Annotated in this window: 21 protein-coding genes and 4 pseudogenes; 17 read left to right on the forward strand and 8 right to left on the reverse strand. The window is 65.5% G+C overall.

Going from position 1 to position 24,909, the window contains the following annotated elements; all coding sequences use genetic code 11:
• Nucleotides 1-359: 359 nt before the first annotated feature.
• Nucleotides 360-494: pseudogene (locus tag CSV86_RS31835) on the reverse strand (cytochrome c); the annotation flags it as partial.
• A 283-nt stretch (nt 495-777) separates the two neighbouring features.
• Here CSV86_RS31835 and CSV86_RS09235 point away from each other — a divergent pair.
• Nucleotides 778-1,350, forward strand: coding sequence for a sce7726 family protein (locus CSV86_RS09235; protein ID WP_009407786.1), 573 nt, complete (start codon nt 778-780; stop codon nt 1,348-1,350).
• Here CSV86_RS09235 and CSV86_RS09240 read toward each other — a convergent pair.
• From CSV86_RS09240 to CSV86_RS09265, 6 genes and pseudogenes are all read right to left on the reverse strand, one after another.
• Nucleotides 1,347-2,477, reverse strand: coding sequence for a beta family protein (locus CSV86_RS09240; protein WP_009407784.1), 1,131 nt, complete (start codon nt 2,475-2,477; stop codon nt 1,347-1,349). The genes CSV86_RS09235 and CSV86_RS09240 overlap by 4 nt on opposite strands.
• 295 nt (nt 2,478-2,772) lie before the next feature.
• On the reverse strand, nt 2,773-3,831 hold the full coding sequence (locus tag CSV86_RS09245; protein WP_009407782.1) for an ABC transporter substrate-binding protein: 1,059 nt from the start codon (nt 3,829-3,831) through the stop codon (nt 2,773-2,775).
• Nucleotides 3,828-4,982, reverse strand: coding sequence for an LLM class flavin-dependent oxidoreductase (locus tag CSV86_RS09250; protein ID WP_009407780.1), 1,155 nt, complete (start codon nt 4,980-4,982; stop codon nt 3,828-3,830). Before CSV86_RS09250 ends, CSV86_RS09245 begins: the two co-directional genes overlap by 4 nt.
• 187 nt (nt 4,983-5,169) lie before the next feature.
• Nucleotides 5,170-7,004: pseudogene (locus CSV86_RS09255) on the reverse strand (ABC transporter ATP-binding protein).
• Entirely contained in the window at nt 7,001-8,764 is a 1,764-nt protein-coding gene (locus tag CSV86_RS09260) for an ABC transporter ATP-binding protein (protein ID WP_009407776.1), read from the reverse strand. Before CSV86_RS09260 ends, CSV86_RS09255 begins: the two are co-directional and overlap by 4 nt.
• A 52-nt stretch (nt 8,765-8,816) precedes the next feature.
• A complete protein-coding gene (locus CSV86_RS09265; protein WP_037062382.1) occupies nt 8,817-10,034 on the reverse strand; it encodes an acyl-CoA dehydrogenase family protein in 1,218 nt (405 codons plus the stop codon).
• Between the two features lie 12 nt (nt 10,035-10,046).
• On the opposite strand from CSV86_RS09265, the gene CSV86_RS09270 reads away from it, so the two are divergent.
• The 16 genes and pseudogenes from CSV86_RS09270 to ureG all read left to right on the forward strand — a co-directional run bounded on the left by CSV86_RS09270 (nt 10,047) and on the right by ureG (nt 24,465).
• Nucleotides 10,047-10,328 (forward strand): hypothetical protein, encoded by a 282-nt coding sequence (locus tag CSV86_RS09270; RefSeq protein WP_170394525.1) that lies wholly within the window; start codon nt 10,047-10,049, stop codon nt 10,326-10,328.
• 12 nt (nt 10,329-10,340) lie between these two features.
• Nucleotides 10,341-11,417 carry an ABC transporter substrate-binding protein gene (locus tag CSV86_RS09275; RefSeq protein WP_009407774.1) on the forward strand — a complete coding sequence of 359 codons (1,077 nt, stop codon included), beginning with the start codon at nt 10,341-10,343 and terminating at the stop codon, nt 11,415-11,417.
• A gap of 1 nt (nt 11,418) precedes the next feature.
• Nucleotides 11,419-12,153, forward strand: a complete 735-nt coding sequence (locus tag CSV86_RS09280) for a class II aldolase/adducin family protein (RefSeq protein WP_009407773.1) — start codon at nt 11,419-11,421, stop codon at nt 12,151-12,153.
• Between the two features lie 12 nt (nt 12,154-12,165).
• Entirely contained in the window at nt 12,166-13,341 is a 1,176-nt protein-coding gene (locus CSV86_RS09285; protein ID WP_009407772.1) for an LLM class flavin-dependent oxidoreductase, read from the forward strand.
• Nucleotides 13,342-13,351: 10 nt separating this feature from the next.
• Nucleotides 13,352-14,922, forward strand: a pseudogene (locus CSV86_RS09290) (ABC transporter substrate-binding protein).
• On the forward strand, nt 14,915-15,973 hold the full coding sequence (locus CSV86_RS09295; RefSeq protein WP_009407770.1) for an ABC transporter permease: 1,059 nt from the start codon (nt 14,915-14,917) through the stop codon (nt 15,971-15,973). The pseudogene CSV86_RS09290 and the gene CSV86_RS09295 overlap by 8 nt, the downstream one beginning before the upstream one ends.
• Nucleotides 15,974-15,988: 15 nt before the next feature.
• Nucleotides 15,989-16,806, forward strand: a pseudogene (locus tag CSV86_RS09300) (ABC transporter permease).
• On the forward strand, nt 16,748-18,577 hold the full coding sequence (locus CSV86_RS09305; protein WP_170394527.1) for a dipeptide ABC transporter ATP-binding protein: 1,830 nt from the start codon (nt 16,748-16,750) through the stop codon (nt 18,575-18,577). Before CSV86_RS09300 ends, CSV86_RS09305 begins: the two are co-directional and overlap by 59 nt.
• A gap of 343 nt (nt 18,578-18,920) precedes the next feature.
• A complete protein-coding gene (locus CSV86_RS09310) occupies nt 18,921-19,754 on the forward strand; it encodes an urease accessory protein UreD (protein WP_037062373.1) in 834 nt (277 codons plus the stop codon).
• Between the two features lie 10 nt (nt 19,755-19,764).
• The gene (locus CSV86_RS09315) at nt 19,765-20,067 is read left to right on the forward strand and encodes an urease subunit gamma (protein WP_009407763.1); all 303 of its coding nucleotides are present in this window, start codon (nt 19,765-19,767) and stop codon (nt 20,065-20,067) included.
• A 9-nt stretch (nt 20,068-20,076) separates the two neighbouring features.
• A complete protein-coding gene (locus CSV86_RS09320; protein WP_009407761.1) occupies nt 20,077-20,397 on the forward strand; it encodes an urease subunit beta in 321 nt (106 codons plus the stop codon).
• Nucleotides 20,394-22,097, forward strand: a complete 1,704-nt coding sequence (gene ureC, locus CSV86_RS09325) for an urease subunit alpha (RefSeq protein WP_009407759.1) — start codon at nt 20,394-20,396, stop codon at nt 22,095-22,097. Before CSV86_RS09320 ends, ureC begins: the two co-directional genes overlap by 4 nt.
• Before the next feature lie 14 nt (nt 22,098-22,111).
• Entirely contained in the window at nt 22,112-22,594 is a 483-nt protein-coding gene (gene ureE, locus CSV86_RS09330; protein WP_009407757.1) for an urease accessory protein UreE, read from the forward strand.
• A gap of 20 nt (nt 22,595-22,614) precedes the next feature.
• The gene (locus tag CSV86_RS09335) at nt 22,615-23,160 is read left to right on the forward strand and encodes a HupE/UreJ family protein (protein WP_009407755.1); all 546 of its coding nucleotides are present in this window, start codon (nt 22,615-22,617) and stop codon (nt 23,158-23,160) included.
• A complete protein-coding gene (locus CSV86_RS09340) occupies nt 23,160-23,834 on the forward strand; it encodes an urease accessory protein UreF (protein WP_009407752.1) in 675 nt (224 codons plus the stop codon). Before CSV86_RS09335 ends, CSV86_RS09340 begins: the two co-directional genes overlap by 1 nt.
• 10 nt (nt 23,835-23,844) lie before the next feature.
• Entirely contained in the window at nt 23,845-24,465 is a 621-nt protein-coding gene (gene ureG, locus CSV86_RS09345; protein ID WP_009407750.1) for an urease accessory protein UreG, read from the forward strand.
• 82 nt (nt 24,466-24,547) lie between these two features.
• Here the strand turns inward: ureG and CSV86_RS09350 are convergent, their stop codons facing one another.
• Nucleotides 24,548-24,874, reverse strand: a complete 327-nt coding sequence (locus tag CSV86_RS09350) for a cupin domain-containing protein (protein WP_037062380.1) — start codon at nt 24,872-24,874, stop codon at nt 24,548-24,550.
• Nucleotides 24,875-24,909: the final 35 nt, after the last annotated feature.

The following is a 24,909-nucleotide window of genomic DNA, read 5'->3' on the forward strand; positions in this document are numbered from 1 at the left end:
GATGGTGCTGGGGGAATCTTTTACCTTCGGCCTGTCAAAGCCGGTCGCCAGACATCAACGACGGCAGCAAGACTAGGCAGCGTTTCCCCGGCACGCAACAGCTGATAAGCCGCGGAAGTATGCTTGGGAAATTGCCTACAAGAAAGTCGGAAATCGGTGAAGTTTCGTTGCCTGATATGGCGGGAAGCCGGCCTGACGACACGGACCCTGTGGGAGCTGGCTTGCCAGCGATGACGCCGGTGAATTCACCACCGCTATCGCTGGCAAGCCAGCTCCCACAGGGGCCGCGGCGAATCAAGCAAAGGGTGGCAACTGTACCTTTCTGTAATGGCTTAGCAGCCTTGATTGTCCTACCCGGATCACCGCGCTCTTGAAATCACCCCCACCATGTACTGATTCAAATCCCGGAAATCCTGAACCTTCCAGGTAAACGGCGGCATCTTCACGCCATTTTCCTGCAAGGTCTTCGGAATCAGATTGCCGTTGAGTCGGAGCCGTTGGCAGGGTCGGCAATCGACAGTGAGGCATGGGGCAGGGTCAGAAGGCCCAGCAGGGCGATGCAGGTCTTATTGATGTTCATCGGCTTGGCAGTCCATGGCGGCTCGAAAGGCCGGGTAATCCGTAGGGCGGCCTTTATTGCATATTTTCCCGACCATGCAAGACGAAATCGGTCTTTGCCGTTTAGAAACAACTCTTCTGGCTGCTACCGATAGGTGACGCTGGCTAGGCCCTTGGCGATTTCCTATACTCCCGCCGCTTATCGTTTGAGGAATCGCCATGCTTTCGCCTGCCGCCATCCGGGACAACCTGAAAGGTTGGGTCACCACCCATCTCTCCAAGGACGTCAATGATGTGCTTATCGAGGAGCTGGGGTTCGTCAACCGGCAGGAAGGGCGGTCCGTCGACATGACCTTCCGGGCGGATCTTGCAGTTGCCAATGGCCGCCTTGTCGCTTTTGAAATCAAATCCGGTGCCGATACGTTGAAACGCTGGCCGAGCCAGTGTGATGCCTATTTCAACGTCTTCGATGAGGTGTGGCTGTGTACCCATGGCCGCCATCTTGAGAAGGCACTCGAGGTCACGCCCAAAGGCGTCGGCATTCTTGTTGCTGATGACCTGGGAGGGCTCGTGTTGTTGCGCAATGCTAAGCCTAATCGCCAAGCCAATGCCTACGACCTCACTGGTCTGCTCTGGCGTGAGGAGTTGGATGCCTTGTGCGAGCAAAACGGTATCGTTGTGAAAAAGAAGGAGACCAAGGCGGAAGTCCGCGGCAAGGTCTCCGGATCTGTTCCTATCGACTCGATTCGCAGTTGTGTACTGGCTTGTCTCAAGGACCGTAAGGGCGGCTAGATCAAGTCATCCAGATCGTCGTACTCAGGCTCATGTGGGTTGCCCAGAGCTTGCAGCAAGCCTTCCGAGAGGTCCTCAAGCATGGCGCAGATGTGTTGGTTGATACGGATCTTGTTCCAGAATGCCATATTTCCGGGCTTGTCACGTGCGCCACTAGCGATCGCTCCGATTGCACGTGTGCCCCAGCAGAACTCGTCACCGTGGTAGTTATCGAGTGCCCTGAATGAGCGGGCGATATCCCGATATTTCTCGTTTTCACCACCTGCACCATGGCGTTCCTGATGCCAGGAGCAAGCGTTGTAGTAGCCGGCGAAAGGAATAGGCTGCGCCATTTTCTTGGGATCGAAATCGTCCAGCAGATCGCGCATCGGGTTAGTAGCAGCGTAGTCCCCGTAGACATGTGCTACTCCCCTAGTACCCAACTGTTTGTGCGTGATCGCCTGCCAGAAAGGGTCAATGCAGGGCACAGTCGCGTTGACACCTCTGTCTGGACGGTCGTCGGGCCAGGACGTGCTTAGGGTGATCACGTTGGCGACATCGTACTCCTCGGTCAGACGGAGCATTTTCTGAAGGCTGCTTCCTTCCTGCATGGAAGGGATCTGGCTGATGCTCCAGGCATCCAGGATGATGGTTGTACGTGCTAGATCTTCGTCGCTGACAGCGTTCAGAACGGCGCGCGCTGTTGCCAGGTTGCGTTCAAGAACTGCACCAGAACCCTCAATGCGAATGGCGACCGCTGAAAACTCCTTATATAGTCGAAGGGCGAATTGCACCACGTTACGCGGTTTATCACCGGAACTGAAACCTACAACGGGCAGTGTGCCTGGGTTGATCTGTTTGATCTTACTGAAGGCAGAAAACTTGCCGTCAAAATTTCCGCTAGGATCGTTCAGTTTCTTTGTCAGTTCGGTCTGGCTGTCCTGTGGAAATCTTGATGAGTCCAGCCAGAAGCTATCACCTTCCCAATACTTGGCGAACTCGCTTATCAAGGTCAAATCATTACCCCTGGCAGATATGATTGGACTAATCCTCTTTCGGCGACGCTCCTCGATTTCTCTTAGTGCCAGAAGGTCGTATGTACTTGATCGCAGGCAGGGTGCATAAATGATGTCTTTCAACTGATCCATATTTACTCCGCATTTTCCAATGCCATGGGTTAGGCGTCACACTCTGCACTCGGAGATGACGCCTGTGCTTGGCTTGCTTTGAAGGTAAGGCGAAGTAGTTATAGATGGCGTTTAAATGATTGAATGCCGGGAATTCATACCGTTTGTTTCAAGGTTTGTTTCTTGCTTATTGCTCGGTGTAAGAGATTTCCTTTTTTATAAACATAAGTTTCGGTGTGGTTATGCATCGTTTTTTACCTCGACCCCATCGCCAGAAAATGCGCGATGAGGTCATGAGCTACAACAGCTGTTTCCCTCAGGTCGCCACCCGCGAAGTCGACCCGATCACCGCCTCCAGCACCCTGAAATCAATCCATTCCCGCACATCGAAGTGCCGTGGGATGAACTCCCAGCGATACAGGAAATCGGTGAAGTCCTGCAGGGCGGTGATCGAGCGGCTGTCGAGGGTCGTGCGCAGGCGCCGGTGGGCGTCCTCGCCGTAGGCCGCCGCCACCCAGTACTCGCTGGTGTTCAGCTCCCGCGCCAGATAGCGTCGGGTCTCGTCCGGGTTGGCCCAGGCCCATTGCTCGGTGCGCAGCAGCACGTCGACGATGCGCTTGCAGGCGCCGAAGTGGTTGTCCAGCAGGTGGGTGTCCACGGTGAGCGTGCGCGGTGTGCCGTTGTTGGCGCGGATCAGCGGGTCGGGGTGCGAGCCGGTGTCGATCACCACATGCAGGCCCAGTTCATAAGCGAGCTGCAAGGCCGTGGCGCCCTTGAGGAAGATCGCGTCGATATCGCCGCGCAGCAGGCCGATCAGCTCGTTGTTGCGCCGGCTGATGCGGGCACCACTGAGATAGACGGCGGCGCCGTGGACATGGGTGACCTGCTCGTCGCTGTGGGTACCGCCATAGGGATAGTCCACCAGTTCCAAATCACCCACGTTCAGGCCTTCCAGGCGCAGGGCGTTTTCCAGGCCGCGCAGGGCCTGGGCGCGGGTGAAGTCGATCTGTACGTTGGCCCATTTGGGCAGGCCGAAACGGCGGTTCTTCAGGTCGCGGACGGTTTTCACCCCGCTCTCGGCGGTGGTCAGGATCAACTGCACTTCATCGGCCCAGCTCAAGCCCAGCACCCGGGTCTCGACCCCGGCCGAGTAGGCCCAGATCGCCGGGATATTGCCGCCATGGCGCACCGAGTTGGGCAGGTGGTGGTCGTAGTGGGCCTCGCGTACTTCCCGTTCGCTGGATTCGCGCAGCGACTGGATCGAGGTGCCCAGCGGGGCGAAGGCTTCGGCCAGGCGCCCGGTCTGCACGGCGATGCCGAGGCCGGTGGGCACCGGGCTGTGGGTGTACCAAAGGGTATCGAGTGGTGTGCTCATGGGGCGATCGTATCCTTGAAGGCCTGGGGAGTGGGTTGACGCAGCAGCGGCAGGACTTCCTGGCCGATGCGCAGGGCTTCTTCCAGGTGCGGGTTGCCGGCGAGGATGAAGGTTGAGAAGCCGGCGTCGCGGTATTCGGCCAGGCGCTCGGCAATGTTCTGGTGACTGCCCACCAGGCCCACGGTCGGCCCCGGCTTGGCCTTGGCGAATCCGGCCCAGAGGTTAGGGCCGATGACCAGGTCGTCGAAGTCGTGGATGTTCTGGTGATAGGCGGTCTGCCGTGCGCCGCCGACCGAGTCGCTGGCCCGGGTGAAGGCACTGGAGACCGTACTGGGCTTGCCTTCCAGGCGCTCGAACTGGCGGCGCAGGTCACGCCAGGCGGCTTCCTCGGTTTCCCGGGCGAACAGATCGACGCGCAGGCCGAAGCGTACCGTGCGTCCCTGCTTGTCGGCCAGTTCGCGGACTCGTTCGATATGCGGCTTGAGCTTGTCCACTGGCTCGGCCCAGTTCAGGTAAACGTCGGCATGCCGGGCCGCCACCTCCAGTGCCGGGTCGGAGAAGCCGGAGAAGTACACCGCCGGTTTACGCTCGTTGCCCAGGCCCGGCGGCAGGGCACCGTTTTCCAGACGGTAGACCTGGCCTTCGTAGCTGAAGCGCTCGTGGTTCCACAGGCCATCGATGATGTCGAGGAACTCGCCGGTACGCTGGTAGCGCTGGTCGTGGTCGAGGAAGTCGCCCTGGGCGCGCTGGCTGGCCGGGCTGCCGCCGGTGATGATGTTCCAGTCCAGGCGTCCGTGGCTCAGGTGCTGCAGGATCGCCGCCTGCTGCGCGGCGTAGGCGGGCAGGGTCCAGGTTGCCTGGAACGCCACCAGGAAGCGCAGGCGCCGGGTTTCCCGGGCCAGGGCGGCGGCGACTATCCATGGCTCCGGGCCGGTAGGCAGCAGGGCACCTTCGAAGCCGGCCAGTTCGGCGGCCTTGGCCACCTGGGCGATGTAGTCGATGTAGGTGAAGCCGTCGGGGCTGCCGTCGGCCAGCAGGCCCGGGGCGATATGCCCGTGCTGGCCGGCGAAGCTGCCGCGGTTGTGCTTGTCGGTGGTCAGTTGCGGGCCGTCGGTGCCCAGGGGCAGGCGCCAGAAGAATTCGGTGGTCATGGCGGGTCCTTTGGTGAATTGAAAAGGGATGGTGCAACCTGTGTGCCACGGTGTTCTCGTAGGCCTCATCGCTGGCAAGCCAGCTCCCACAGGTACTGTGTTCGCCGGACCTGTGGGAGCTGGCTTGCCAGCGATGAGGCCCTGAAGACCACCACAGGGTGCTGCCTGGGCAGCACCCCAAAAGCAATCACTGTTCATGCACGGCCAGCTGGTCATGGCTGCGATACAGCGCCGCGTAGGCTCCGTCCGCCGCCAGCAGTTGCCCGTGGCTGCCTTGTTCATGCACGCGGCCCTGGCGGATCACCACGATGCGGTCGGCATCGCGGATGGTCGCCAGGCGGTGGGCGATGATGATTGCCGTGCGGCCTTGGCACAGCCTGCGCAAGGCCCGCTGGATGCGTCGCTCGGTGTGCACGTCCACCGCCGAGGTGGCCTCGTCCAGCACCAGCACCGCCGGGTTGGCGAGGTAGGCGCGCACCAGGCATACCAGTTGCCGCTGGCCATGACTCAGATGGCTGCCGAGGCTGCCGACCTGGGTCGCGTACTGATGGGGCAAGCGCTCCAGCACCTCGTCCGCGCCCAGCTCCCGCGCCGCCGCGATCAGGCTGGCGTCGTCCGCCCCCGCGCGGCCAGGCGCAGGTTGTCGAGGATGCTGCCGGCGAATAGCACGTTGTCCTGCAGCACCACGCCGATATGCTGGCGCAACTGGGCCTGGCTGACATGGCGGATATCCACGCCGTCAAGGCGCACGGCGCCGTCGTTGACTTCGTAGAAGCGGGTCAGCAACTGCACCAGGGTGCTTTTGCCATGCCCGGACGGGCCGACGATGGCCAACACCTCGCCAGCGCGGATGCGCAGGTCCAGGTCATCGATCACCGGTCGCCCGCTGTCGGGCTGGTAGGCAAAGCGCACCTTGTCGAAATGCACTTCGCCCTGCACCCGTGGCAATGGCAGTGGTCGCTCCGGATCGCGGATCTCCGGCGCGGTATCCAGTAGCAGGAAGATCCGCTGCGCCGAAGCCGAGCCGGTGGCGTAGCGCTCGAACAGATCGGTCAGTTCCTGCAGCGGCCCGAGGAACAGCATCACGTAGAACAGGCTTTCGCCGACCTGGCCCACGGTCACCGTGCCCTGTGCCAGCGAGTAGGCGCCCACCAGCACCAGCACCGCCATGCCGCCGGCCGCGAGCAGCGCGGTGAAGGGTGCGAACCAGCCGGAGCGCAGGCTGCCGGTGATCAGGGCGTTGTTGAATTCGTCCAGCAGCCCGCGATAGCGCCGCTGGTTGTCCGCCTCGCGCCCGCTCTGCTGCAGCAGGCGCACGCCGCCGACGCTCTCCACCAGGTGCGCGGTAAAGCGGCTGCGCTGCTCGGCGACCCTGGCCCAGTTGCGCTGGGCCACGCGCTTGAAGGCCCAGGTGGCGAGGAACAGCAACGGCACGCTGCCAATCAGGGCGAAGAAGAACAGCGGGGTGATCAGCCACAGCATCAGCGCCGCCAGGGTGCAGCGCAGCAGGGCGCCGAGCAGTTCCGGCGGGCCCTGGATCAGCAGCGGCTCGAGGGCATCGACATCGCGGTCGGCGCGCGAGAGGATGCGCCCGGCGCGGGTACGGTCGAAGTAGCCGATGCTCAGGGCCTGGACATGGGCGAAGACCCGCACCCGCAACTGGTTGAGGACGGCGATGGCCGCGCTGCCGGCGATGTATTGCGACAGCCCGCCCAGCAGGATCCGCCCCAGCCAGCTCGCCGCCAGCCCGGCACCCAGCCAGAGCACCAGCGGCAGGTCCAGCAGCCAGGCAGTGCCGTCGTGGACCAGCCCGCGATCGAGCAATTCACGAACGAACCATGGGCGCAGGAACACGGTGAAGACCAGCACCAGCTCCAGCACGATCACCCAGGCCACCTGGCCGCGCACCGGTTTGAGCAGTGGCAGCAGGCGTTGCAGCATGCTGCGGTCGAGGGCCTTCTTCGCCAGGCGTTCTTCGATTTCGATATCGCTCATGGCGGTATTGCCGGCGTTCTTGCTCATTGGTCGATCCCCAGCAGGTCGCGGTAGGCCGCATTGCGTTGCAGCAGTTCGGCGTGTGGGCCGCTGGCGACGATACGGCCCTGGTCCAGCAACAGCACGCGGTCGGCACGTTCCACGGTGGTGGCCTTGCTGGCGATCAGCAGCAGGGTCGGGCCTCCGGGGCGACGCAGGTGGTCGAGGACATGCCGCTCGCTGATGGCATCGAGGGCGCTGGTGGCGTCGTCGAGACACAACAGGTCGGGGGAGGCGAGTAGCGCGCGGGCCAGGCACAGGCGCTGGCGCTGGCCGCCGGAAAGGGTCACGCCACGGTCGCCCAGGGGGCTGTCGAGGCCGTTGGGCAAGCGTTCGAGGATGTCGTCGGCGGCGGCGCGATGCAGGGCGTCGAGCAGTTCGTCGTCCGTGGCCTGTGGCGCGGCAAGGCGCAGGTTGGCCGCCAGGCTGTCGGCGAACAGGAAGCTTTCCTGGGGCAGCACATGCACGCGCCGGCGCAGGTCCTTCAGGTCCAGGGCGCGCACGTCCTGCCAGCCACCTTGGTGGTTGCCGAGCAGCACGCGGCCGCTGTCGGCGTCGGTCAGGCGTGGCAGCAGGCTGGCCAGCAAGCTTTTACCGGTGCCGGTGGCGCCGACGATGGCGACCACCTCGCCCGGCGCGATCAGCAGCGAGCACTGGCGCAGGATGTCCCGCTCGCTGCCGGGGGCGCTGACATTCACCTCTTCCAGTTGCAGGCCCAGCGGCCCAGGTGGCAGCAGGCGCGGGCCGCTTTCGATCTGCGTCGGTGCGTCGAGCAAGTGCCAGATGCGCCCGGCGCTGGCGCGGGCATCGGCGAAGGTCTGCATTACCCGGCCAATGCCTTCGATACGGAACACCAGGGTGGTAGCGATCAGCAGCGAGGTGACCAGTTCGCCGATCCCGATTTTGCCCGCCGCGACCAACTGGGCACCCACCACCAGTATCCACACATGCCCCAGCGCCACCAGGGCCTGGGGCAGTGGAATCCGCGAGCTGGCCCAGGCCAGGGCCTGCCGCGCCAAGCCGGTGAACTGCCGGACCTGCTCGCTGAAACCGTCGATGCGCTGCTGCTGCAGGCCGAACGACTTGATCACCCGCACCGCGCCGATGCCCTCGGCCAGATCCTGGTTGACCCGGTCGTAGGCCGCGCCCACGGCCCGGTCCAGTTCCACCAGGCGGTCGGTCTGCAGCACGAACAGGTACAGGCCGAGCAGGGTCAGCAGCAACGGCCCGAGGGCCAGCAGCGGGTGGTACCAGCCGAGCAGGCCGACGGTGGCCAGCACCACCAGCGGGGTTTCCACCAATTGCCGCCAGAAGCTCACCAGGGCATCGCGGACCTTGTCGGCATCGCGGGTGGTGCGGGTGACGATCTCGCCGATACCGTGCTGCCAGTGGTAGCCCAGGTGCAGACGCAACACCTGTTCGAGAATGCGTTCGCGCAAGCGGGTGAGCAGTTCCTGGCCGAGGATCAGCGAGCCGAGGGAGGCGGCGTACTGCAAAACGGCGCGGCCGAAGGCGACGGCGAGAATGGCCCAGAACCAGCGCCAGGCCACCGCGCCGTCAAGGCCGCCATCCTCGAGGCGACGCACCGCGACGCCGGCAGTAACGTCGTTGAGGGCATGGCCGATCAGCCATTGCTGCCAGACCAGGCCCAGGTTGATAAGAACGAACAACCCGGCGACCAGCGCGAAGCGCCAGGGCATTTCGCGGTAGATCGCCAGGCTGCGCAACAGCGGGTGTCGATGGCTCATGAAGAACTCGAAACAGGACGAAGAAGCGCGCGGGTCGACCCGCGCGATGGATTCAGCGACTGGCGCCGACCTTCTGTTTTGCCGCCAGGATCGCGGTGTACTCGCCCGGATCGACGCCATTGAGGTAGTAGTTGCCGACGTGGTGCAGGCGCCAGCGGATCGGGTCATGGGTGGTATGCACCCGGGCGTTGCGCCAGAAGCGGTCGAGGTTCCATTTGCTCAGGGAGGCACTGGCGCCGAGCAGGGAGAAGATATCGCTGGAGATCTTCAGCGAGGCGCCGTCGGAGTGGGCGCGGGCGGTGGCCACCGAGAGGATCAGTTCGTCCTGCAACGCCTTGTTCTCGGGATCGCGCTCGTGGGCATCAAAGACCCGTGCCGCATCGCGCAGCAGTGATTCGGCTGCACGCAGCGCCACGGCGTACTCACCGATCTGGCGGATGATATGCGGCTCGTCGCTGGCCCGTTCCACCTCGCTCTCGACCCAGGGCCGGGCGTGCTGGTTGAGGTAGTCGATCCCGGCCTGCAGGGCGCCGGCGGCAATGCCGGTGTCGATGGCGGCATGCAGGATCTGCGGGAAGGTCAGGCCGGTGCGCTTCATCGGGCCCTGGCGGCGCAGCACGTAGCGTTCGTCCAGCTCGATATTGTCGAAGCGCACGGTGCCGCTGACCGAATTGTTCTGGCCGAAGGCGTCCCAGTCGTCGACCAGGGTCAGGCCGGGGGTATCGCGGTGCAGCAGCACGCCGGCGCCGCCGTCGTCGCTGGCGGCGGTGAGGGAGATCCATTCGGCGAGGTAGGAACCGGTGGAGTAGAACTTGCTGCCGTTGAGCACCAGCACGCCGTCCTCGCGGCGCTCGACCCGGGTCTTGAGGGCGAACTTGTTCTTCCCGCCGACCTCGGCCAGGGCGTTGCCCAGGCGCTTGCCGGCCAGCACATCGTCGATCAGGCGCTGGCGCACTTCGTCCGGATAGCCGCTGAGCACGCCGCGCAGCATCACATTGTGGATCTGCAGCAACTGGCCGACGCCCCCATCGGCGCGGGAAATGATCCGCACCGTCTCGACGATGGTTTCCACCGAGGCGCCGAGGCCGCCATCGGCCTTGGGTACGCCGATGGCGGTGAGGCCGCTGTCGGACAGCAGTTGGGCCTGGCGGCGGGGCAGGCTGCGGTTGTGTTGCGGGTCGGCGGCGAGGGCGGCGATTTCGCCGGCAATCTCGTGGGCGGCGGTAATGGCCTGGTCTTCGCTTTCCAGGCGGCGGGGCAGGTTGGACACGATAGAGCTTCCTTGGGTGAACAGGTCCAGGCCCTGGAGCAGGTTCTGTGCCATCGCCCTGAAGCCCTTGCAGGACGTGGCTTGCAGCAATTTCGTCGGGCCCTGTTGCTGCTCCAGCAGCAGCCCCGGGCCGATTGTTGCTCAGGCAGCAGCAGTCCCGCTGGGGGAGTGCTGGCAGATCAGCAGTCGGTGCTTGGTGATCGCAAAAAACCTTTTAAAAACAATGAATTAATGAGTTGGCACGAGCGCTGCAATAGCCCAGGCAAAGGCCACCCGGCCCGTTCGATCCCCTGATGGAGCCAACTCATGTCACTTGCCGCTACCTTGCCGCTGCCCGGCGCAGCGCCCCTGGAGCAACTCTGGTTCACCCGTTGCCCGGTACCGACCGCTTCCGGCATCGCCTACACCCTCGGCTGGCTCGGCGAGGAATTCGCCGCCGACGGCCTGCCGGTCCTGACCCTGCAGGAGGCCCGCCAGCTGGGTCACCATCACTACGACCACCAGTTGCCCGGGCTGTTTCGCGAGGGCGGCAACGTGCCGGCCCTGGCTGCCCGTGCTGCCGGTTCGCCAAGCCGCCTGATCGGCCTGACCTGGATCGAGGAATGGCAGACCATCCTCGTACGTCCCGGCTCCGGCATCCGCAGCGCTGCCGACCTGAAAGGCAAGCGCCTGGCCCTGCCGGCCTGGGGTGCCAACCGTCCCGGCAGCATCGCCCGGGCCATGAGCCTGCACGGCTACAAGGGGGCGCTGAGCCTGGCCGGGCTGAGCTTCGATGACGTCACCCTGGTGGAGGTGCCGCTGCACGACCAGGAGCAGGCGCCCAATCCGCAAGAGGGCTTGCAGCGCCTGTGGTCCGGCCTGGATTACCTGGTGCGCGGCGAAGTGGATGCGGTCTACGTCAAGGGCGCTTCCGCCGCCGATGCCGCGCGCCGCCTGGGCCTGGAAGTGGGCATCGACCTGGACCAGATCGAAGACCCGCGTTACCGCATCAACAACGGTACGCCGCGGCCGATCACCGTGCACCAGAGCCTGCTCGACGAGCATTTCGACCTGGTGGTGCGCTTCCTCGCCCAGACCCTGCGCGCCGCCGACTGGGCGCGGGACAACCGCGAGGGCGTGCTGCGCATTCTCCAGGACGAGACCCGCGCCGGCGCCGAGGGCGTGGACGAAGCGTATCGCGGTGAGTTCCACACCACCCTGGCCCCGGACCTGTCCGAGCAGCGCCTGGCCTTCCTCGACATCCAGAAGACCTTCCTCAACCTGCATGGCTTCCTTGAGGCCGACTTCGACCTGGCCGAGTGGGTCGACCACCGCCCGTTGCAGGCCGCCCGTGACCTGCTCGCCCAACGCACCTCCCAAGACACGCTTGAAAAGGACATCTGACATGACCGTACTGACTGCCGAACACCTGGTCGACGCCGAACTCAAGGACTTCGTCGACAACGTCACCCACCTCGCCGGCGAGGCCTTCCGGGTCTACCGGGAAACCAACAGCATCACCGCCAACGGCACCGTCGGCTTTATCGAACGGGTGCCGGGGCGCGAGCTGCTGGTGTCGGTCAACTACCAGGGCCCGTGGAAAAAGGACCAGCCACTGAAGGCCACGGTCAGCGACTTTGCCGGCAACCTGGTGCATGGCCAGGGCAAGGGCGGGCTGAACCGCTATACCCGGCTGTTCGTCCAGCAGCCGCAGATCACCACGGTGTCCCACGTGCATTCGCCGTACCTCGGCGCCTGGGCCCAGACCCAGCGCTCGCTGCCGTTCAACTATGTGCCGGTGCAGCGCTTCCAGCTCGCCCGCGAGCTGCCGGTGTACATCGACCGGCGCCAGGACGAGGTGGACTTCATCCTCGACAGCCTTGCGGAAAACCCCTTCACCCCGGCGATCCTCGAAGCCAATGGCGGCGCCACCGTGTGGGGCACCCAGGGCCTGCAGGCCACGGCGGAATTCATCCTGCTGCTGGAGGAGGGCGCGCAACTGCAACTGCTGGCCGAGGCCATCGGTGGATCGCGGCCTTATGGCCCGGGCGTGCTCACCCAGCAATGGACCATGAGCAAGCTGCTCGGCCAGGCCCGTGAACTGGGCCTGGTGCCCGCCAACGACAGCCCGCGCGCATAAGGACATCGAACCATGGCAGTGAAGATCCTCTGGTACCTCACCAGCCCCGACGGCCCCTATCCATGGGAAGAGCAAGGCCGCTGGCGCACCGACTTCAACCACCTCAAGCAACTGGCCGTGAGCGCCGACCGACTCGGCTACTACGGCTCGCTGCTCGGCACCAGCCCCAACGAAAGCCTGGCCGTGGCGGCCTCGCTGATCGATGCCACCGAGCGCCTGCGCTTCCTGGTAGCCCAGCATCCGGGCGAGGTGTCGCCGGCCGTGCTGGCCAAGTGGGCGCTGACCTTCGACGAGTTCTCCGGCGGGCGCCTGCTGTTCAACGTGGTCAACGGCAGCGATGCCGGGCTGGCGACCCTGGGCGTGCATTACCCGCATGACGAGCGCTACCAGTTCAGCCTTGAATACTGGCGGGCCTTCCAGGCGATCTATGCCGGTGGCACCGAGGGCTATGACGGCCAGTTCGTCAAGCTGGCGCCACGTCCGGCCGCGGCTGCACGGCACCCGCTGGGTGGCTGGCATCCGCCGAAGCGTCTTTCCGTGCCGCTGTGGGGCGCCGGCACCTCCGATCCGGGCGTGGCCCATTCGGTGCAGCTGCTGGATGTCTACCTGAGCTTCGCCGACACCCCGCCGAAGTTGGGTGCCAAGTTCCGCAAGGTGGCCGCCGAAGCGGCGAAGATCGGCCGCGAGCTGACCTATGGCACACGCCTGCAGATCATCGTCCGCGAGACCGAGGAAGAAGCCTGGGCCCATGCCCAGAAGCTGCTGGACAACACCTCCGTGGCCACCGCCCGCGTCGCCATCGAGCGCCAGTTGCCGCCGGGCCAGACCCTCGACAGCTTCCACAGCGACGACCCGCGGATCCAGGCCAATGTCCAGGCGATCCGCGAAGGTCGCCTGCCGAAAGCCCGCGACCTGGAAATCTACCCGAACGTCTGGACCGGCCCGAGCCTGTTCGGTTTCAACCTGCTCGGTCCTGCTGCCGGCACTTACCTGGTGGGCAGCGCCGAACAGGTCGCCGAACGCCTTCGCGAGTACGAGGCCCAGGGCACCAGCGCCTTCATTCTTTCCGGCTTCCCGCTGATCGATGAGGCGCACCGGGTCGCCGACCTGCTGTTCCCGCTGCTCGACCTGGACCATGGCTTCGAGGTTCCGCGCCTCAAGGCCCGCACGGCCGCCGAACCGGCCTAAGGAAGTACCCATGCGCAACGAATTTTCCCGCCGGGCGTTTCTCGGCAACGGCCTGGTCGTCGGTGGTGGCCTGATCCTCGGTTCCAGCCTGCTCAGCGGCTGCGGTGGCGGCGAACCCGCTGCCGTGGCCGGGGCGGCAGTCGCCCCCGGCACGCCAGTGCGCGGCGGTCGCCTGCGGGTCGGCATCATCGACGGCGACCAGGCCGGCAACCTCGACGCGCACAAGCCGTCCGGCGGCGGGATCATTCGCGGCTGGGCGCTGTACAGCAAATTCTGGGAATGGAACGACGATGTCAGCACGCGCCTGGGCCTGGCCGAGTTCGCCGAGCCCAACGCCGACGCCAGCGCCTGGACCATCCGCATCAAGCCGGGGCTGGAGTTCCATCACGGCAAGACCATCACTTCGGACGACATGCTGTTCTCGATCCTGCGCCTGACCGACCCGAAGCTGGCCTCGCCCTATGCCGGGCTGGTCGGCGCCATCGATCGCCAGGCCTTGCGCAAGCTGGACGACCGGACCATCGAGATCCGCTTCAAGGAAGGCCGCAGCTTCTTCCCCTCGACGAAACCCTGATCGCCTTCGGCGGCATCGTGCCCACCGACTACGATCCGAACAATCCGGTGGGCGCGGGGCCGTACCGGCTCAAGCGCTTCGTGCCGGGGCAGCGGGCGCTGTTCACCCGCTTCGAGAACTACTTCAAGCCCAACCAGCCCTATGCCGACGAGCTGGAGATCATCGAATTCAAGGACCAGGTGTCGCGGGTCGCCGCCCTGCGCGCCGGGCAGATCGATATCGCCAGTGCCATCCAGGCCGAGCACAGTGCGCTGATCAAGGCCGATCCGCGCCTGCAACTGGTGGCTTCGCCGACCACTTCGTTCAGCGGTTTCAACCTGAATACCGCCAAGGCGCCGTTCCAGGACGAGCGGGTGCGCCAGGCGTTCCGCCTGCTGGCCGACCGCCAGGAACTGGTGGGGCGTGGCCTCAATGGCTTCGGGCGGATCGCCAACGACCTGTATTCGCCCCAGGACCCGACCTACAACCACGCCATCGCTCAGCGTCCGTACGACCTGGAACAAGCCCGCTCGCTGCTGCGCCAGGCCGGCGCTACCGACCTGCGCCTGGAACTGACCACCACCGCCAACGAGGTCAACGCGGCGCTGGTGTTCGCCCAGCAGGCCAAGAAGGCCGGGATCGAGATCAAGGTCACGCCGGTGGACGGTTCGGTGTTCAATGGCCCGCAGAAGGAGCAGTGGCTGATGTCGCCGTGCTCGACGCCGGCGCGCGGCTTCCTCGCCACCGGCCTGCACAACGATGCGCCCCTGGCGATCTACAACCGCAGCAACTTCCGTGACGAGCGCTTCTCGCAACTGTTCACCCAGGCCCTCGGCCAGCCCGACCTGGCCCTGCGCCGCGAGCTGGTGCACGAGGCCCAGACCATCCAGCACCAGCGTGGCGGCCTGCTGATCTGGGGCTTTACCGACGTGCTCGATGCCGCCTCGCAGAAAGTCGGCGGCCTGCACGGCGAACAGACCACCTTCGCCTCCTGGCGCTTCGACAGCCTGTGGTTGAACCATGCCTGAGCCTATCCGTACCTCCCGTTTGCCCGCCTGGCTGCCGTGGTTCATCGGCCGCCTCGGTTATGGCCTGCTGACGGCCTGGGTCATCAGCCTGGTGGTGTTCATCGCCACCCAGGCGCTGCCGTCGGACCCGGCCCGGGTCATCCTCGGGCCCGAGGCGCCGCTGGAAAGTATCCTGACCTTGCGCCAGCAACTGGGGCTGGACCGGCCGATCCTGGTCCAGTACTTCAGTTGGCTGGCCCAGGTGTTGCGCGGCGACCTGGGGATTTCCCTGGATTCGGCGCAACCGGTGGCGGGGCTGCTGTTCATCCGCTTCGGCAATACCCTGGCGCTGCTGCTCGGCGTGCTGATGGTGGTACTGCCGCTGGCCCTTACGATCGGCGTCGGCCTGGCCCTGCGCCGCGATTCGCGCCTGGATCGCTGGGGCCTGGCGACCTTGATCGTGCTCAAGGCCACGCCCGGCTACCTGATCGCCATCGGCCTGGTACTGCTGTTTTCCATGCCGCATTTCGACCTGCTGCCGGCGGTGTCGCTGATCGATCCGGACCGGCCGCTATGGCGCCAACTGGATTACCTGGCCTTGCCGGTGTTCGCCCTGAGCCTGTCGGCGCTGCCGTATCTGGCGCGGCTGGTGCGTGCCTCGATGATCGAAGCACTGGACTCGGACTATGTCGGTGCCGCCCGCCTGCGCGGGGTGCCGCAGTGGCGGCTGGTCTGGTGCCACACCTTGCCCAATGCGCTGGTCCCGGCGATCCAGGGCGTGGCCCTGACTCTGCGCACCCTGATCGGCGGTGCGTTGCTCGCCGAGGTGGTATTCAGCTACCCGGGCATCGGCACCTTGCTCAACAGCGCGATCCAGATGCGCGACCTGCCGCTGATCCAGGGCGCGGTGCTGGTCATCACCCTGGGCGTGGTACTGGTCAACCTGCTGGCCGACCTGCTCACCGTCCTGCTCACCCCTAAACTGCGTACCGCGCGCCGGGCCAGCCTTATCCAGCGCAACCGCCGCGGTATCCAGAGCTGGTGGCGACGTCCGGCGGCCAAGGCACCTTGATAAGGAGATTCGCTTATGTTCAGCGCACGATTCTGGCGTGAACCTTCGATACGCCGCGGGGCCTGGTGACCCTGGCGGTAGTCCTGCTGGCCCTTTTCGGCCCGTGGCTGGCGCCCCATGCGCCGACCGACATGCTTGGCGGCGTTTACGGTGCACCCACGGCGGGCGCGCCGCTTGGCCATGACTTCCTTGGCCATGACGTGCTTTCGCGGCTGCTGGCCGGTGGCCTGTCGATTCTCTGGATGTCGGTGGCCGCGGCGTCCCTGGCACTGATCGTCGGCAGTGCGCTGGGCATGCTCGCCGGGCTGTCGCGCCAGCGCCTGGACCAGGCGATCACCTGGCTGGCGGATGTCTGGCTGGCCTTTCCCGACCTGATCCTGGTGCTGCTGATCGTTTCGATGCTGGGGCGCCAGCCGTGGCTGATCGTGCTGACCGTGGCCATCGCTTTCACCCCCGGGGTGATCCGCCTGGCACGGGGCAGTGCGGTATCGGTGGCCAGCCAGGAGTTCGTCGAGGCCGCGCAGATGATGGGCTTTTCCCGCACGCGCATCCTGTTGCGGGAGATCCTGCCCAATGTGCTCACACCGCTGCTGGTGCATTTCGGCAACATGCTGACCTGGGGCATCGGTATGCTCTCGGGCTTGAGTTTCCTCGGCTACGGCGTTGCCCCTCCGGCGGCGGACTGGGGCCTGATGATCAATGAAAACCAGGCCGGCCTGCTGATCCAGCCCTGGGCCGTGCTGGCCCCGGCGTTGCTGATCGCGGTGTTCGCCTATGGCACCAACCTGCTGGCCGAAGGCATTGCCCGGTACAGCGCGGGAGCGCGCTCATGAACGCATTCGTTCTTTCTACCCCGAGGCTTTGCAGGTCGAGGGCTTGCGGGTCGAGCTGGACAGTGGTGCCGATGTGATCGAGCACATCGATTTCAGCCTGGCGCCGGGGGAGATCCTCGGCTTGGTCGGTGAGTCCGGCTCGGGCAAGACCACCCTGGCGACCGCCTTGCTCGCTCATGCCCGTCGTGGTGCTCGGATCAATGGCGGACGGGTGAGCGTGGCCGGGACCGACCTGCTGGCCCTCGACGGCGAGGCGTTACGCCGGGCCCGTGGCGGTTTGATCGGCTATGTCGCCCAGGACCCGGCGCTGGCCCTGAACCCGGCGATCCGTATCGGCAAGCTGTTGCTGGAAACCTTGCAGGCCCATGAGCCAGGGCTGGATCGCGCAGCGCGGGAGCAGCGCCTGGCGCAGACCCTGGCGGATGTCGGGCTGCCAGGGGAGCGGGAGTTCCTGCGGCGCTTCCCGCATCAACTGTCCGGCGGGCAGCAACAACGGGTGATGCTGGCGCTGGCGTTCGTGTTGCGGCCGAAGCTGATCGTGCTGGACGAGCCGACCACCGCGCTGGATGTCGGCACAAGGGCGCATATCCTCGCTACCGTGCGCCGGCTGTGCAAGGAGCAGGGCGTGGCGGCGGTGTATGTGTCCCATGATCTTGGGGTGATCAAGGACCTGGTGGACCGGGTTATGGTCATGTACGCGGGGCGCATCGTCGAGGTTGCCAGCCGTGAGCGGCTGTTCTCGCGGCCAGGGCATCCTTACACCCTGGGGTTGCTCGCGGCGATTCCCGAGGTCGGACGTCAGCGTGTGCTGCGGGCGATTGCCGGGCATGCGCCGGCGCCGGGGCAGCGGCCGGCCGGTTGCGCGTTCGCCCCCCGCTGCCCTCGACGCAGTGCGGCATGCTCGGCGATCGAGCCGGCGTTGCAGGGGCTGGACGGCGTGCAGCAGGTGGCTTGCCTGCACCCGCAACTGATTGCAGTGCCGGAGGAGGAGATAGCACCGGTGCAGGTTGTGCACCAGGCGCGCACGCCGTTGCTGGAACTGCGCGGCCTTAACCTGAGCTATGACCGCCAGGTGCTGTTCGACCTGTCCCTGGACGTGCATCGCGGTGAATGCCTGGCGGTGGTGGGCGAATCGGGGTCGGGCAAGACCAGTCTGGCGCGAACCCTGGCCGGATTGGGCGATGGCGGCGTCGGGGCATTGAGCTTCGACGGACAACCCCTGAGCCTGATGGCGCGCAAGCGCGACGCGGCGACCCGGCACCGGATCCAGTACATCTTCCAGAACCCGTATCGCGCGCTGAACCCCCGGCAGAGCATCGGCCAATGCCTGCAAGCGCCACTGGAGCATTTCTTCGGGCTCAAGGGCGCTGCGTGCCGGGCAAGGATCGATGCGGCGCTGGCGCGGGTGGCGTTGCCGGCGGAAACGGCGGCGAAGTATCCCCATCACCTGTCCGGCGGCGAGCGCCAGCGGGTTGCGATCGCCCGGGCGCTGGTGTGCGAACCCGAGGTGCTGATCTGCGACGAGGTCACCTCGGCGCTGGATGTCTCGGTGCAGGCGGCGATCCTGGCGTTGCTGCGGGAGTTGCAGGCCGAGGGCATGACCCTGGTGTTCGTTACCCATGACTTGGGGGTGGTCAGGACGATCGCCGATCGCATCGTGGTGGTGAAGGACGGGCGCATCATCGAGCAGGGCGGCACTGCCGAGGTGCTGGACCGGCCGGGGACGGAGTATGTGAAAGGCCTTGTCGCACAGGCCAAATTCCAGCGCTGAATGTCACGGCCCTTTCGCTGGCAAGCCAGCTCCCACAGGTTCACAGGCGTCCTCAAGAGCACCGCTGTACCTGTGGGAGCTGGCTTGCCAGCGATAGGGCCCTGAAGAACACAGCAAATTCTGCTTCCATCCCCATCCCAGTGCACATCCCCCGCAAGAAATCCCCTACATGCGCCATTCTGGCCCGCAATATGCTTTTACAGCTTCCATCGATACTGATCGATCGATCAGGTCCGCGCAAACCCGTCAATCACAAGGGTTTCGCAGGCGCTCTTAATCAGCCGCGTAGTTCCGGGATGTCAGACATTTCCCAATAAACGCGGCGTTTTTCGGAAGCACTGGAATGTCCCTACCCGAACTGCTCACCCCAGCGGATGACGCCGCAGGCTGGAGCGCCGAGCTGAAGTTGCGCTTTATCCAGCGCGGGGAGAGGACCTGTATTGGTGCGCGTCGACATTTCGGACCTCTTTTGGTGCAACGGCCGTTCTATCCCGAGGGCGCGCCCTGCCATGTATATGTGCTGCACCCCCCAGGCGGCGTGGTCGGCGGCGATCGCCTGACCCTGGACGTGACCCTCGACCCCGGCACCCATGCGCTGCTGACCATGCCCGGTGCGACCAAGTTCTACCGCAGCGCCGGCCCCGTTTCGGTGCTCAAGCAGCATTTCCATCTGGCCGAGGGCAGCACGCTGGAATGGCTGCCCCACGGCAATATCTGTTTCCCCGGGGCCCGCACCCGTCTGGAAAACCGTTTTTCCCTGGCCCCGGGCGCGCGCCTGCTGGCCTGGGAAACCCTGTGCCTGGGACGTCCGGTGATGGGCGAAACCTTCAGCCACGGTGCGGTGGACAGCCGCCTGCAGATCGACATGCCCGACGATCCGGGCCTGCACGAACGCTTGCGTATCGACGGCGACAGCCTGCACAAGCTCGCGGGTTACCCGCTGCAAGCCACCTTCTGCGCGGCACCGGCCACCCCGGAGCTGCTGGAACAGACACGCACCCTAATCGAGCATCTTGCCGTCCCTGCCGGGGCAACCCTGCTGGGGCACCTGCTGGTGGTCCGCTTGCTCGACCACGACAACCAGCGCCTTCAATCCACACTGCTGCGCCTGTGGTGCGCGCTGCGTCCGGCCATCCTTGGCCTGGCGCCGTGCCCGCCACGGATCTGGGCCACCTGAGAGAGCGACCATGGAGCTGACCCCGAGAGAGAAAGACAAACTGCTGCTGTTCACCGCTGCGCTGCTCGCCGAGCGCCGCCGGGACCGCGGCCTGAAGCTCAACTACCCGGAAGCGGTGGCGCTGATCAGCGCGGCGGTGATGGAGGGTGCCCGTGACGGGCGCACCGTCGCCGAACTGATGAACCTCGGCCGCGAAGTCCTGAGCCGCGACGAGGTGATGGAAGGCGTGGCCGAGATGATCCACGACGTCCAGGTCGAAGCGACCTTTCCCGACGGGACCAAGCTGGTCACCGTCCATGATCCGATCGTCTAGGAGGACGGCATGATTCCCGGAGAAATTCAGGTCGCCGAGCATGGCGATATCGAACTCAATACCGGCCGCCAGACCCTGGTGGTCAGCGTCGCCAACCATGGCGACCGTCCGGTGCAGGTGGGCTCGCATTATCACTTCTACGAAGTCAACGACACCCTGGTGTTCGAGCGCGAGGCCACCCGTGGCTTTCGCCTGGACATCCCGGCCGGCACCGCCGTGCGCTTCGAACCGGGCCAGTCGCGCAGCGTGACCCTGGTGCCCTATGTGGGCAAGCGCGAGGTGTACGGCTTCCAGGGCAAGGTCATGGGCAAGCTGGAGGCAGGCGCATGAGCCGGATTTCCCGCAGGGCCTATGCCGATATGTTCGGCCCCACCGTCGGCGACCGCGTGCGCCTGGCCGATACCGAGCTATGGGTGGAAGTGGAGAAGGACTTCACGATCTACGGTGAAGAGGTCAAGTTCGGCGGGGGCAAGGTGATCCGCGACGGCATGGGCCAAGGCCAGATGCTCGCCGACGAGGCCATGGACCTGGTGCTGACCAACGCCCTGATCATCGATCACTGGGGCATCGTAAAAGCCGATATCGGCGTGAAGAACGGCCGCATCTTCGGCATCGGCAAGGCCGGCAACCCCGACGTGCAGCCCGGCGTGACCCTGCCGGTCGGCCCGGGTACCGAAGTGATCGCCGCCGAAGGCAAGATCGTTACGGCCGGCGGTATCGACTCGCATATCCACTTCATCTGCCCGCAGCAGGTGGAAGAGGCGCTGACCTCGGGTATCACCACCTTCATCGGTGGCGGCACCGGACCGGCTACCGGCACCAACGCCACCACCTGCACCTCCGGGCCCTGGTACCTGGCGCGCATGCTCCAGGCTGCCGACGAGCTGCCGATCAATATCGGCCTGCTGGGCAAGGGCAATGCGTCCCGCCCCGAGGCCCTGCGCGAGCAGATCGCCGCCGGCGCCGTGGGCCTGAAGCTGCACGAGGACTGGGGCTCGACCCCGGCGGCTATCGACTGCTGCCTGGGCGTGGCGGAGGAAATGGACGTGCAGGTAGCGATCCACACCGACACCCTCAACGAGTCCGGCTGCATCGAGGACACCCTGGCGGCCATCGGTGACCGCACCATCCATACCTTCCACACCGAGGGCGCCGGCGGCGGGCACGCGCCGGACATTATCCGCGCGGCGAGCTTCGCCAACGTGCTGCCGTCCTCGACCAATCCGACCCTGCCGTACACGGTGAACACCGTGGACGAGCACCTGGACATGCTGATGGTCTGCCATCACCTGGACACCAGCATTGCCGAGGACGTGGCCTTCGCCGAGTCGCGCATCCGCCGCGAGACCATCGCTGCCGAGGACATCCTTCACGACCTGGGCGCCTTCGCCATGACCTCGTCGGACTCCCAGGCCATGGGCCGGGTCGGCGAAGTGGTGCTGCGCACCTGGCAGGTGGCGCACCAGATGAAGCTGCGCCGCGGGCCGCTGGCCGGGGATTCGTCGTACAGCGACAACACCCGGGTCAAGCGCTACATCGCCAAGTACACCATCAACCCGGCGCTGACCCATGGCATCGCCCATGAAGTTGGTTCGCTGGAGGCCGGCAAGCTGGCCGACCTGGTGCTCTGGGCGCCGGCCTTCTTCGGGGTCAAGCCGGCCCTGGTGGTCAAGGGCGGGATGATCGCCACGGCGCCGATGGGCGATATCAACGGTTCGATCCCGACCCCGCAGCCGGTGCATTACCGGCCGATGTTCGGTGCCCTGGGCGCGGCGCGGCATGCCACGCGCATGACCTTCCTGTCGCGCGAGGCGCTGGACCGTGGCGTGCATCAGCAGCTTGGCCTGCGCAGCCTGATCGGCCTGGCCCACGGCTGCCGCACAGTGCGCAAGGGCGACATGGTGCACAACGGCCTGATGCCGAATATCGAAGTGGATTCGCAGACCTACCAGGTACGCGCCGACGGCGAGCTGCTGGTGTGCGAACCGGCCACGGTGCTGCCGATGGCCCAGCGTTACTTTCTGTTTTGAGCAAGGAGAATCCGATGATTCTGTTGACCCGCAAGGTGGGCGAGGGCGCCGTGACGGCCACCGCCACCTTGAGCCTGGATACCCGGATCAAGAGCCGCATACGCATCACCCTCGACGATGGCCGCGATGCCGGGCTGATGCTGGAACGCGGCCAGTTGATCCGTGGCGGCGAACTGCTGGCGGACGAGGCGGGCGGGGAGGTGATTCGTGTCATCGCTGCTGCCGAGGAGGTGTCAACGGTGTACTGCGCCGATGGCCTCGCGCTGGCGCGCGCGGCCTACCACCTGGGCAACCGTCATGTGCCGCTGCAGGTCGAGGCGGGTTTCCTGCGTTACCAGCATGACTATGTGCTGGACGACATGGTCCGTGGCTTCGGCCTTGAGGTCTGTGTCGAGCAGGCACCCTTCGAACCCGAGGCGGGCGCTTACCAGAGCGCCCCGCATAGCCATAACCATTCCGATCATCTGTTCGTCCGCCTGCCTGCCCAGGCGCTGTAAATCACAACAAGGAGTTTTCCATGAAGAAGTGTCTTGCCCTTGCCCTGCTGCTGGTCGCCGTTCCGGCATTCGCCCACCCGGGCCATGACGCCAATCCGCTGCAGGATGGCCTGCTGCATCCGCTGACCGGCCTCGACCACCTGTTGATGCTGCTGGGCACCGGCGTGCTCGCCGCACTGACCCGCAGCCGCCTGATCCTGCCGGCCCTGACCCTGGCAGCGATGTTCGGCGGTGCGGTGCTGGGCCACCTGTTCGGTGGTGTGATCGGCATGGAGGAGATGATCCTCGGTTCGCTGCTGGTGGCTGCTGCCGCGCTGTTGCTGCCGCGGCGCCAGGTCCTGTTGTCGCTGGTGATGCCGCTGTTCGCCCTGTTCCATGGCTGGGCCCATGGCGTCGAGGCTAGCCCGGGCGCGTTCTGGGTGTTCAGCGCCGGTTTCGTCACCGTCAGCGGCCTGCTGCTGGTGGCCGGCTTTGCCCTGGGCTGCGTGCTGCGCCGTCATACCCGCCTGCAACAGGCCTTCGGCGGCGGCCTGCTGGCTGGCGCGGCGATGCTGCTGGCGGGCTGATGAACAGCGACCTGAAGCTCCTGCGTTTGCTGCAACTGGCCAGTCCGGGCCTGCCGGTGGGTGGCTTCACCTACTCGCAGGGCCTGGAGTGGGCGGTGGAAGCGGGCTGGGTCAAGGGCGCCGATGGCTTTCGGACCTGGCAACGGCAGCAGATCGACGACACCCTCGGCTATCTCGACTGGCCGTTGCTGGTGCGCCTGTACCGGGCCTGTGAAGCCAATAATGCCGAGGCGTTCGCGCACTGGAGCCGTTTCCTCCTGGCCAATCGCGAAACCGCCGAGCTGCGTACCGAGGAACGCCAACGTGGCGCGGCCCTGGCGCGGATGCTCGATGGCTGGCAACTGGGCCAGGCGCCGCAGTGGCGCACCAGCCTGGAGCTGACCCAACTGGGCGGCATGGCCTGGCTGGCGGCGTACTGGGACATCCCGCTGCGCGACCTGCTGTTGGGCCATGGCTTCAGTTGGCTGGAAGGCGCGGTAATGGCCGGGGTCAAGCTGGTGCCCTTCGGCCAGCAGGCCGCGCAAAGCCTGCTGCGCGATCTCTCCGACGACCTGAGCGCCGTGCTCGAGCGCGCCCTGCTGCTGCCCGATGAAGAACTGGGTGGCGGCCTGCCATTGCTGGCGATCGCCTCGTCGCGCCACGAAACCCAATACACCCGATTGTTCCGATCCTGAGGAATTCCCTATGCAAAGCTACAAGCAACCCCTGCGCGTCGGCGTCGGCGGCCCGGTCGGATCCGGCAAGACCGCGCTGCTCGAAGCGCTGTGCAAGGCCATGCGCGACCACTACGAGATCGCCGTGGTCACCAACGACATCTACACCAAGGAAGACCAGCGCATCCTTACCGAGGCCGGCGCCCTGGAGCCGGAGCGCATCGTCGGCGTGGAAACCGGCGGCTGCCCGCACACGGCGATCCGCGAGGACGCCTCGATGAACCTGGCGGCGGTGGAAGAGTTGGCGCGCAAGTTCGGCAACCTCGAGGTTATCTTCGTCGAGAGTGGCGGCGACAACCTCAGCGCCAACTTCAGTCCGGAACTGGCGGACCTCACCGTATACGTGATCGACGTTGCCGAAGGCGAGAAGATCCCGCGCAAGGGCGGGCCGGGGATTACCAAGTCGGACTTCCTGGTGATCAACAAGATCGACCTGGCGCCCTATGTCGGGGCTTCGCTGGAGGTCATGGAAAGTGACACCAGGCGCATGCGCCCGGAGCGGCCCTGGGCCTTCACCAACCTGAAGACTGGGCATGGCTTGCAGACGCTGATCGACTTCATCGTGGATCGGGGTATGTTGCGGGCGGTCTGAGCCCGTGGTTGCTCTTTAGGGCCTCATCGCTGGCAAGCCAGCTCCCACACTGTGGGAGCTGGCTTGCCAGCGATAGGGCCCTTCAGTTCACCGCATAAAACACAGCCAGCCACACCGTCGGCTGCCCCGCATCCGTCCACTCCACCCGATGCCTGCAGCCTGCCGGAATATCCACGAAATCCCCCGGCCCCAGCACCCGCACCTCGGCCTCATGCTCCAGGCGCAAGCCCGCCGAGCCCGTCAGCACCAGCACGAATTCCCCCTCCGCCTGGTCATACCAGAATCCCTCCGGGCTGCTCTGGCCATTGGAGACGATGCGTTCGATGCGCAGCCCCGGCCGCTTGAGCAGATCATCGAAACGTTCCTCCACCGCCGCTTCGGCGATGCCTTCGAACAGGTTGTGCAACATGGCAGCTGGTTCCTCGTAACCTTTGGCAATCTGTT

Source organism: Pseudomonas bharatica CSV86 (assembly GCF_000319305.2).
Taxonomy (GTDB): Bacteria; Pseudomonadota; Gammaproteobacteria; order Pseudomonadales; family Pseudomonadaceae; genus Aquipseudomonas; species Aquipseudomonas bharatica.